This is a genomic window from Stutzerimonas stutzeri, from assembly GCF_000935215.1.
In the GTDB taxonomy this organism is placed as follows: domain Bacteria; phylum Pseudomonadota; class Gammaproteobacteria; order Pseudomonadales; family Pseudomonadaceae; genus Stutzerimonas.
Genome location: NZ_JXXD01000178.1, coordinates 1 through 9629, shown reverse-complemented (window position 1 = coordinate 9629; position 9629 = coordinate 1). Strand labels below are relative to the sequence as shown.

The window sequence follows — 9629 nt, the reverse complement described above, 5'->3', positions numbered from 1 at the left end:
TCAGGTGCAACCGATGGATCAGTAGGCGCCGCGTTCGCCGCCCTCGCCGCCTGTACCGGTCGTGCCCTGCTTACCAGCCGCACCATCGCCGCCAGCATCAACGCCGGTACCGTGATCGCTACCGTGTGTGGTCGCCGGGCGCTCAGTCTCGTCCGGCATCTTGCCGGTATCGGAGGTCGAATCCATTCCGTTGCCCGTGCCGCCCATGGTTCCAGGCTGCTCGGTACTGTGTCCCTTCGAATCACGGTGGCCGGTATCGGCGCCGGTACCGGTATTGCCGGCAGCGAATGCCGCGCTGGAAAGCAGTCCCGCCAGGGTGAGTGCCGCAATCTTGTGCATGTTCATGATGACTCCTGCATATTTTCAGGGGGTTCATGTAATCCGGCAGCGGGACGGGTCAGGGGTTTCGTCGTCAGCATTTACAAAACGTGACAGCCCTGTAGAACGCCCGGCCAGAGCGGCTAGGCACTAGGACCGTCGGTCGCCTGCGGCCGATCGCCGAGCAGATCCTCAACGTAGAGCATGCGCACCAGCACCATGCCGACAGCTGCCAGTGGCGTCGCCAGCAGCAGACCCAGAGTACCGGCCAGAAGGCCGAACAGAAGTTGCACGGCGATGGTCAGCGCCGGCGGAACCGAGACGATGCGCTGCTGCATCCAAGGCGTGAACACATAACTTTCCAAGGCCTGGATGAACAGATAGAGCGCGGCGACGTAGAGCACCGTGCGCCCGCCCTCCAGCGATGCCAGCAGGAGCGCCGGTATCACCGCCAGCACCGGACCGATATTGGGAATGAACGACAGCAACCCGGCGATCAGGCCGAGCACCAGCGCCAGCTCGATGCCCAGCAACCACAGACCGAGCGTGGTCAGCACGCCGATCAGCAGCATTTCCAGCAGCTTGGCCAGCAGCCAGGCCCGCAATGTCGAGCCGCTTTCGTCGAGCACCTCCGCTGCGCGCGGTCGATAGCCCAGCGGAATCAGCTTCAGCAGCCCGCGCACGTATATCTGCGGATTGATGGCGAGGCAGATGCCGATGGCGAAGGCAATGGCGAAGCTGCTCAGCGCACCGACGATCGAGCCCATCACCTTGGTGACCACGCTGAACGCGCTAGAGCCGTCGGGCAGCGAGTCCTCCAGGCGTTCGCGCTGCTGCAGCAGTTCATTCGCCCAAGGCAACTGCTCGGCACGCTCACGCAGGCGCTCCACGGCCTCGGGCAGCGATTCGGAGAGCGCATCGGCCTGTTCGGCGATGCTCGGCGCGACCAGCCAGCCGCCGCCCCCCAGGCCGAGCAGCAAGAGCACGAAGAACACCGCCATGGACAGCTTGTAGGACAGCGCCGTCTTGCTGCAGAGCCAGCGGCTCACGCCGTGAATCAGCACACCGAAAAGAATCGAGGCGAACAGCAGCAGGATGAAATCGAACGCCAGCCAGGCGACGATGCTCAGCAGCACCACGACGGCCAGCACCGCGGCCTGCACAATCGTGCGATTGGCGACCGTCTTGGCATCGTTCTGCGGTGTCGACGTGGACATGATGCTCCCCCTCGTGAGTACAAGAGGTACGACAGACCGCGCCGCGCATTAATTCAGCTGTTGCCGCCAATCAGCGCAGCAGCTGCCAGAGCGAGGCGCCGACGCCAGCCATGCTCTCGCCGGCCACCAAGCCGGCCGCGGCGACGATCACGAAGCGCTCGCCGAGGCTGCGCCAGCGTGACGCGAAGGCCCAGGCGAGCACGGCACCTAAGGTCATCATCAGCGAAATCGACGCCGGAATGATGAATGCCAGGCCGAGCGCCGCGGAGCTCGGCAACCAGCGCAGCCGGCGTTCGGGCAGCAGCCCTTCCAGCGTCCCGAGCAGCACCCCGCAGAGCGCACCAGCGAGCATCGCCCAGCGAATGTCGGCAGCGAGCGCGCCCAGGCCGCCGGTCAAGGCTTCGGCCACTGCTTTCCAGGTGGCAACCGCCGGAGCCGGCCATTCGGGTGTGATCAGCATGCTCTGTGGATCGGGAATCAGCAGCTGATAGGCCAGTACGCCGACCACGCTGCCGAGCAGAATGCCGAAGCACTGCGCCAGCGCCTGACGCCCCGGCGCAGCGCCGATGGCATGCCCGACCTTGAAGTCGTTGAGCAGATCGGTGCACTGCCCCGCCGCGCCACCGGCGGTGTTGGCGCTCATCAGATTGACCGGCACCTGGCCCGGGGCGAACACGCCGAAGCTCAGCTGCGACAGCTGGCCGATGGCGCCGATCGGCGGAATCCCGGTCGCACCGACCACCCGTGCGGCAACCATCGCCAGCAGCAGCGCCAGCGGAATCGAAAGCGCCGCCAGCCAGGGGTCGATGCCGAACAGGCTGACCTGCAGCGCCAGCACCAGTCCTACCGACAGCGCAAAACCGGCCGCTGGCCAGCCGTGCGGGCGCCGCAGCACCGGCCGCCGGCGTGTCGTTGGCGAGCGTGAGCGCAGCAGGCGCAGGCCCAGCGAGGTCAGCGTCGCGCAGACCATCAGGCTCACGCCCGGCCACAACAGCCATTCGATCAGCGCGGCGAACTGCGGCCCCTGGGCGGCAGCCGGCAAGCGCACCAGTCCCTCGGCCAGCAGCCAGGGCGCGATCAGGCCCCAGGCCAGCACGGCGCCGAGCAGCAGCGACAGGCCGACGCGCAACCCGATGATGCCGCCGAAGCCGAGCAACAGCAGCGAGGGTTCGAAGCTGAACGTCAGGCGCTCCAGCTGCGCTGAAGGGGCCCAGCGCGGCAGCGTCCAGATAAAGGTATCGACCAGTTTGCTCCCGGCGGCCAGCACGGCGGCACCGCCCAGTACCCAGAGCCGGCGCCCGGCCTCGGCGCCATGACTGTAGATCTGCTGCAACGTCGCCAGGGTCGCCATGCCCTCGGGAAAGCGCAGCCCCGACTCGACGATCAGCGAGGGTCGCAGGTACCAGGCCACCCACACCCCGAGAAAGCTCACCGAGAACACCCAGGCCATCAGCGGCAGGCTGTCCAGCTGCTGACCGGTGAGCAGGGTATAGGCGGGAATCGGCGCCACCAGCCCGCCGGAGATGATCGAGGCGCAGGACGAGGCGGTGGTCTGGTTGATGTTGCTTTCCAGCAGCGACCAGCGCGGGCGGCCGAACGCGACGGCAATGCTCTGCCAGAACGCGAAGCCGATCAGCAGCGCGATGATCGACATATTGAACGACCAGCCGATCTTGAGGCCCGAGTAGACATTCGACGGTGCCAGCAGCGCACCCAGCAGCAGACCGGTGAGCAAGGCACGCAGGGTCAGTTCACGAGACGAAACGGCAAACGTGGTCGCGATCATTCCCCTACCTTAGCAGCCGCCCGGTGCAAAAACGCGCGCCCTTTTCGATGCCTCGCGTTCGCCCTGGCGGAGTTGTGCACGTGCTGGCTGGATAATGCCCGTTCGCCATCTCTCGGCTGAACTTCGCTGCAAGGTGCTGGTCGTTTAGTAACTTTTTAATCAATCACGCCCGACTGACTAGGTACCGAACATGGACGCGGAGCTTACACGGGACACATCCTCCCCAACTGTCACGCTGTTAACCGGCAATGAACTGCTTGGGTTGTTCTTTCGCCACTTTCTAGGCGAACAGGCGCAAGTCGAAGTTGCGCTGACCGGACTGCAATCACCGGACAATCGCGGAGCCGACCTGTTTCTGGTCGACGCCGGCCATAGCGAAGCCGAACAGATATCCAGCCTGATCGACCAGCTCGACGAGCACACACCGGTGGCGCTGGTGAATATCGTCCCCGAGCAGGCCGAGCAGCTGGTCGAAAGACACCCGGTGATTCGCGGGGTGTTCTACAGCCACGCCACCCGCGAGCACCTGCTCGAGGGCATCCGCGTGCTGCTCAAGGGTGGCGACTGGCTGCCACGGGTCCTCACCGAGAGGCTGCTGGGCCAGTGGCGGCGCATGCGCCAGCTCGCTGAAACCAAGTCCAGCCTGACGCTGCGCGAGCGCGAGATCCTGAGCCTCGCCGGCAAGGGGCTGTCGAATGCGGAAATCGCCGAGCAGCTGTGCCTCAGCCCGCACACGATCAAGAGTCATATCCACAATCTGTTGCGCAAGATCGGCGCCTCCAATCGGGCCGAGGCGGCGTACCTGCTGCGCAGTCATCTCGACTGGGACAAGTCCTGTAGCGCTTGAGTAGCGTCCCGCAGCGACGGGCGGCCTAGCGGAGCGGGACGTCACCGAGACGCTCTGGCACGGTGCGAAAGCGTCACGCCGTGCCAGGCATTAATCCCGAGCGAACTGCTCGCGCTGCGCCTTTTACATCATCCGATGGATGTTCAAGAGTGTCCGCCGCGTTCAAGAATCGCGACCACTGTCATCCGGTACACGCCAATGGCCCGTTACGCCCTGCCCCGCGCCACATCACTGTCTGCCCTGGTTGCCTGCCTGGCCTGCGCGCCGCTGATGGCCGCCGACCTGATGGACAACGGCGATCTTTCACCCCTTGGCACCACCGCCACCCAGCTTGCGGTTCAGCTGACCGACGCCAAGGCCGCCTACATCCAGCAGCTGGGCCAGGGCAATCTCGCCGAGCTGACTCAGAACGGCCAGGCGTTGAGCGCGCAGATGCTGCAGCAGGGCGGCGACCAGGAAGCCTTTATCCTGCAGCACGGCGAAAACCTGATGGCGGTCATCGAGCAGGTCGGCCAGGGCAACTACGCCGAAATCCGCCAGACCGGCAGCGACAACCAGGCCAGCATCAGCCAGTACGGCGCCTATAACGATGCGCGCATTGAGCAGACCGGCCAGGGCCTGCGCAGCGCAGTGACGCAATACGGCGTCGGCCAGCAGATCAATATCGTGCAGGGTCGCTAGCGATCAGGAGAGTTCATGTTCAAGCCTACGGCAATTGCCACCCTGCTCACCCTCGCCGCCACTCAGGCCATGGCGCAGAACAGCATCGAACTGGAGCAGGTCGGCACGGACAATGTCGCCGAACTGCAACAGACCGGCCTGGTCGAGTCCAGCACCATGGATGTCAGCCAGATCGGCAACCTCAACACCGCCAGCATCACGCAGATCGGCGAGGCCTACTTCAAGGTCGCCAACCTGCAGCAGATCGGTAACGCCAACGTCGCCACCATCGAACAGACCGGACGTACCAGCACGGTCGATGCCAGCAGCATCGGCAACGGCAACCAGATCACCGGCAGCCAGACCGCCTTCGTCACCGCACAGATCGAGCAGCGCGGCGACGCCAACGTGCTGACCTTCGACCAGCAGGGCTACTTCGAAGGGTCGCGGATGAACGTGTCCCAGGACGGTCTGGGCAACCTGGCCGACATCTACCAGGGCGACGGCAATCGCATGAACATCGCCCAGGCCGGCACCTACAACATCGCAGAGATTCAGCAGAACGACTACCACAACGAACTCGACTTCACCCAGAGCGGCGACAGCAACCGGCTGACGGTCGACCAGAACGGCTTCGGCGGCCGCATCAGTGGCTCGTCGACCGGCAGCGGTAACAGCGTCGACATCGCCCAGAGCTTCATGTCCAACCAGGCCACGGTGATCCAGAACGGCAACGACAACCTGGCGAGCATCGAACAGGGCAACTACGGTCATCAGGCCACCATCACCCAACTGGGCAGCGCCAACGAGGCGATGATCCGCCAGAGCCTGCCGGCCAATGACTTCACTCGCCTGCCCGGCGCCGCGACGATCCACCAGAGCGGCACCGGCAACAGCGCCACCATCGTCCAGCAGTAGCGCAACCACCCTCCAGCCACGGACCGGCTTCAACGGAAACAGAACGGATGCTGACCATGACCCTCACCACCTGGCTGCTCGCAGCCACCCCCGCCCCTGCCGATGCACCGGTAGCCGTCAGTTTCGAGCTGCAACCGGCCGAGCAAAGCCGGCTTTCGCTCGCCCTGTGCTTCAAGGGCAGCGGGCAGCAGGTCCGCTTTCGTCTGAAGGTGCGCTCCAGTGGCAGGGCCGGCAATGCCCAGACCGCGCAGAGCGGCACGCTGATCGCCACCCCGACGCAGCAATGCCCGCTGAACAACCGCCTCGGCATCGCTGACGACACCCGTGTCGAGGCCGAGCTGCAGTGGTGGATCGACGATGCCGAGCAGCCGCCGATCCTGCGCAGCTACCCGGACGACGACGCCGATGTGGACGACGAAAGCGAGCCGGAACAGATCGCGTGAAGGCCGAAAGCGGACCGACGGCGCACCAGGTGGCGCTCGTTCAGCGCAGGTTCAGCTGGGGTTCAGGCAGGGTTCAGTGACACCCGTTCAGGCTAGGGGCCGTCAGTATCCCGCTGCCTGAAAAGGAGTCACCGATGAAAAAACTCAGCACCCTGGCCCTGGCCACGTCCCTCGGCATCCTCAGCTTCGGCGCCCACGCCGCGGAGAACTTCGCCGGTCTCACCTGGGGCAAAACCACCGTCAATACCGATCGTTCCAGCGCCCTGAAGCAGAGCATGGGTGGCGAGAACCGTTTCGATGACACCATCAGGAACAGCGGAACCTGGGGTGTTCGCGCCGGCCAGATGACCGACGAGGGTCGCTACTACATGACCTACGAGAACGTCTCGGACGATTACGGCAGCACCTACAAGCTGCGTCAGCAGAACCTGCTCGGCAGCTACGACCTGTTTCTCCCACTGGGCGACACCACCCGCCTGTTCGGCGGCGCCAGCGCCGGCCTGACCAAGCTGGAGAACGAGTCCAGGGGCTACAGCCGTGACAGCGACATCGGTTACCTGGTCGGCCTGCAGGCCGGTATCCTGCAGAAGCTCGGCGACAACACCTCGGTGGAAGCGGGCTACCGTTACCTGCGCAGCAACGCCGGTACCGAAGTGTCCGAGCGCGGCGTCGGCAAGCTCGGCTCGATCGACCTGCACAGCAGCAAGCAGGCCTATCTGGGTCTGAACTATCACTTCTGATGGCGTTACGCTGACAGAACGTTGAACGACGGCCAGGGCGAGAACCTGGCCGTTTTTGCACGGGGAGCAAGCCAATGAAAGTGCTGGTGGTGGAAGACGAGGCGCTGCTGCGCCACCACTTGCAGACCCGACTCGGCGAAAGCGGGCATGTCGTCGACGCCGTGCCCAACGCCGAGGAAGCGCTGTTTCAGACCCACGAATTCAACCATGACCTGGCCGTCATCGATCTCGGCCTGCCGGGCATCAGCGGGCTGGACCTGATCCGCCAGCTGCGCAGCCGCGGCAAGAGCTTCCCCATTCTCATCCTTACCGCGCGCGGCAACTGGCAGGACAAGGTCGAAGGCCTGGCCGCAGGCGCCGACGACTACGTGGTCAAGCCGTTCCAGTTCGAGGAACTGGAAGCCCGGTTGAACGCTCTGCTGCGCCGTTCCAGCGGCTTCACCCAGGCCACCATCGAAGCCGGCCCGCTGCTGCTCGACCTCAATCGAAAGCAGGCCACGGCCAATGGCGCGCCGTTGGCGCTGACCGCCTACGAATACCGCATCCTCGAATACCTGATGCGTCATCAGCAGCAGGTGGTGGCCAAGGAGCGCCTGATGGAGCAGCTCTACAGCGGTGACGAGGAGCGCGATCCGAACGTGATCGAAGTGCTGGTCGGCCGGCTGCGGCGCAAGCTGGAGGCGCAGTGCGCGATGAAGCCCATCGAAACCGTGCGCGGCCTAGGCTACCTCTTCACCGAGCGCTGCCGATGAATCGACGCTGGCGCCGCCTGCAAGCGCGCGTGCGCCACCCACTGAGAGGTGCCATGTCGCTGCGCCTGCGGCTGATGCTCGGCGCCACAGGCCTCGCCGCGCTGTTCATGCTGGCCCTGCTGCCGGCGCTGCAGGGCGCCTTCAGCCTGACCTTCGAACGCGTCATCGAGCAACGCCTGGCCGCCGATGCCAGCACCCTGATCACTGCCGCCCATGTCGAAGACGGCCGGTTGCTGATGCCCGAGCGGATGCCGGACGAGGAATTTAACCTGCCCGACGCGCAGTTGCTCGGCTTCATCTACGACCGCAGCGGCGAGCTGGTCTGGCATTCCCGCTCGGCCGCCGACGAGCGCATCGACTACCGACCGCGTTACGAGGGCCGCACCAGCGAATTTCTGCGCACCCGCGATGCGGCGGGGCTCGAGTACTTCGTCTACGACGTCGAACTGCAGTTGGCCGGCAGCCGCGACAACGCCTTCAGTTTCGTCACCATGCAGCCCACCAGCGAATACCTGAGCCTGTTCGACGAGTTTCGCCGGCAGCTCTACCTGTGGCTCGGCAGCGGCCTGCTGGTGTTGCTGATCCTGCTCTGGCTCGGCCTGACCTGGGGCTTTCGCACGCTGAAACGCGTCAGCGCCGAGCTCGATGAGGTCGAAGGAGGCCAGCGCCAGCACCTGAGCGACGAACACCCCCGCGAGCTGCTGCGCCTTACCCGTTCGCTCAACCGCCTGCTGGACAGCGAACGGCGCCAGCGCGAGCAGTACCGCAATTCGTTGGGCGACCTGGCGCATAGCCTGAAAACCCCGCTCAGCGTTCTGCAGGGCGTCGGCGAAAGCCTCGCCGCGCAGACGCAGAGCCGCGAGCCGGCGCAGGTGATGCAGGCGCAGATCGAACGCATGAGCCAGCAGATCGGCTACCAGCTGCAGCGCGCCAGCCTCGGCAAGAGCGGCCTGGTGCGACACCGGGTCGAACTGAAGCCATTGCTCATCAGCCTCTGCAGCACGCTGGACAAGGTCTACCGCGACAAACACGTGCAGGTCGAGATGCAGCTCGCCGAGCCCTGTCTGGTGCCGATGGAACAGGGCGCGCTGATGGAGCTGCTCGGCAATCTGCTGGAGAACGCCTACCGCCTGTGCCTGCAGCAGGTGCGCATCAGCGCCAGCCATCACGAAGGCGATCTGCTGCTCGGCGTCGAGGACGACGGCCCGGGTGTGCCGGTCGGCCAGCGCGAGCGCATCATCCGCCGCGGCGAGCGCCTCGATGGCCAGCACCCCGGCCAGGGCATTGGCCTGGCGGTGGTCAAGGACATTCTCGACAGCTACGGTGGCGAGCTCAGTCTCGGCGAGTCGGCGCTCGGTGGCGCGGCTTTCCGCATCCGGCTGCAGGCCGACTGACCGAACGGCACTCCCGCACGGCCCTGGCCGCTGCTAGAGTTCGCTGCCGAGCTATCTGCAGCCCATTGGAGGGCGCATGTCACTGGATGACCGCAAGAAACTCGTCCGTCAGCACATCGACCTGACCTGGAACCGCGGGCGCCTGGCGCTGGCCGAGCACCTGCACAGCAAGGATTTTCTCTACAAGAGCTCCTTCATCGGCCGGCCGCTCGCCAGCGCCGAGTTTCTCGACATGGTCCGGCAGATCCGCCACGCCATGCCGGAACTGGAAGTGGTGGTCGAGGAATGCATCGCCGAAGGCAACCGGGTGGTCACCTGGAGCACGCTGATCGGCACCATCGAGCAGCCGGCGTTCGGCTATCCGCCCAGCGACAAGGTGCTCAGCATTTCTGCCATGGCCTTCTGGAGCATCACCCCGACCCAGCAGGTGCAGGAAATCTGCACCATGTTCGACATGGAAAGCTTTCGCGCCCAGCTGGGCCTGGATACCCGGCCCTACGCCGAAAAAGCCCTGCCCTGATCCGATCGCTCACCACAGCCAGCCGAGCCACAAC

The 9629-nt window shown here is 65.2% G+C and carries 11 protein-coding genes; 8 read left to right on the top strand and 3 right to left on the bottom strand.

What is annotated here, in order from left to right:
• Positions 1-18 precede the first annotated feature (18 nt).
• From LO50_RS17900 to LO50_RS17890, 3 genes are all read right to left on the bottom strand, one after another.
• On the bottom strand, positions 19-345 hold the full coding sequence (locus LO50_RS17900) for a hypothetical protein (RefSeq protein ID WP_014821858.1): 327 nt from the start codon (positions 343-345) through the stop codon (positions 19-21).
• A 116-nt stretch (positions 346-461) separates the two neighbouring features.
• On the bottom strand, positions 462-1535 hold the full coding sequence (locus LO50_RS17895) for an AI-2E family transporter (RefSeq protein ID WP_044315841.1): 1074 nt from the start codon (positions 1533-1535) through the stop codon (positions 462-464).
• Positions 1536-1605: 70 nt separating this feature from the next.
• Entirely contained in the window at positions 1606-3321 is a 1716-nt protein-coding gene (locus tag LO50_RS17890; protein WP_044315840.1) for an OPT family oligopeptide transporter, read from the bottom strand.
• 262 nt (positions 3322-3583) lie between these two features.
• Between LO50_RS17890 and LO50_RS17885 the strand changes: the two genes are divergently transcribed.
• The 8 genes from LO50_RS17885 (at position 3584) to LO50_RS17850 (ending at position 9595) form a co-directional block, all read left to right on the top strand.
• Positions 3584-4168: a helix-turn-helix transcriptional regulator gene (locus tag LO50_RS17885; RefSeq protein WP_041015247.1), complete on the top strand. Its 585-nt coding sequence runs from the start codon at positions 3584-3586 to the stop codon at positions 4166-4168.
• A 198-nt stretch (positions 4169-4366) separates the two neighbouring features.
• The gene (locus LO50_RS17880) at positions 4367-4849 is read left to right on the top strand and encodes a curli production assembly protein CsgB (RefSeq protein WP_044315839.1); all 483 of its coding nucleotides are present in this window, start codon (positions 4367-4369) and stop codon (positions 4847-4849) included.
• A 15-nt stretch (positions 4850-4864) separates the two neighbouring features.
• Positions 4865-5746 carry a hypothetical protein gene (locus LO50_RS17875; protein ID WP_044315838.1) on the top strand — a complete coding sequence of 294 codons (882 nt, stop codon included), beginning with the start codon at positions 4865-4867 and terminating at the stop codon, positions 5744-5746.
• A gap of 47 nt (positions 5747-5793) precedes the next feature.
• Complete coding sequence (locus LO50_RS17870) at positions 5794-6189, top strand: hypothetical protein (protein ID WP_014821864.1); 396 nt, start codon at positions 5794-5796, stop codon at positions 6187-6189.
• Between the two features lie 134 nt (positions 6190-6323).
• A complete protein-coding gene (locus LO50_RS17865; RefSeq protein ID WP_044315837.1) occupies positions 6324-6929 on the top strand; it encodes an outer membrane beta-barrel protein in 606 nt (201 codons plus the stop codon).
• Positions 6930-7003: 74 nt separating this feature from the next.
• Positions 7004-7681 carry a response regulator gene (locus LO50_RS17860; RefSeq protein ID WP_014821866.1) on the top strand — a complete coding sequence of 226 codons (678 nt, stop codon included), beginning with the start codon at positions 7004-7006 and terminating at the stop codon, positions 7679-7681.
• Positions 7678-9075 carry an ATP-binding protein gene (locus tag LO50_RS17855; protein ID WP_044315836.1) on the top strand — a complete coding sequence of 466 codons (1398 nt, stop codon included), beginning with the start codon at positions 7678-7680 and terminating at the stop codon, positions 9073-9075. The genes LO50_RS17860 and LO50_RS17855 overlap by 4 nt, the downstream gene beginning before the upstream one ends.
• Positions 9076-9151: 76 nt before the next feature.
• Positions 9152-9595 carry a ketosteroid isomerase-related protein gene (locus LO50_RS17850; protein ID WP_044315835.1) on the top strand — a complete coding sequence of 148 codons (444 nt, stop codon included), beginning with the start codon at positions 9152-9154 and terminating at the stop codon, positions 9593-9595.
• Positions 9596-9629: the final 34 nt, after the last annotated feature.

Excerpts from the sequence above, each read along its gene's own strand:
- LO50_RS17900 (WP_014821858.1), bottom strand. The coding sequence starts at position 345 with ATGAACATGCACAAGATTGCGGCACTCACCCTGGCGGGACTGCTTTCC.
- LO50_RS17890 (WP_044315840.1), bottom strand. The coding sequence starts at position 3,321 with ATGATCGCGACCACGTTTGCCGTTTCGTCTCGTGAACTGACCCTGCGT.
- LO50_RS17865 (WP_044315837.1), top strand. The coding sequence starts at position 6,324 with ATGAAAAAACTCAGCACCCTGGCCCTGGCCACGTCCCTCGGCATCCTC.
- LO50_RS17860 (WP_014821866.1), top strand. The coding sequence starts at position 7,004 with ATGAAAGTGCTGGTGGTGGAAGACGAGGCGCTGCTGCGCCACCACTTG.
- LO50_RS17875 (WP_044315838.1), top strand. The coding sequence starts at position 4,865 with ATGTTCAAGCCTACGGCAATTGCCACCCTGCTCACCCTCGCCGCCACT.
- LO50_RS17895 (WP_044315841.1), bottom strand. The coding sequence starts at position 1,535 with ATGTCCACGTCGACACCGCAGAACGATGCCAAGACGGTCGCCAATCGC.
- LO50_RS17870 (WP_014821864.1), top strand. The coding sequence starts at position 5,794 with ATGCTGACCATGACCCTCACCACCTGGCTGCTCGCAGCCACCCCCGCC.
- LO50_RS17855 (WP_044315836.1), top strand. The coding sequence starts at position 7,678 with ATGAATCGACGCTGGCGCCGCCTGCAAGCGCGCGTGCGCCACCCACTG.
- LO50_RS17850 (WP_044315835.1), top strand. The coding sequence starts at position 9,152 with ATGTCACTGGATGACCGCAAGAAACTCGTCCGTCAGCACATCGACCTG.
- LO50_RS17880 (WP_044315839.1), top strand. The coding sequence starts at position 4,367 with ATGGCCCGTTACGCCCTGCCCCGCGCCACATCACTGTCTGCCCTGGTT.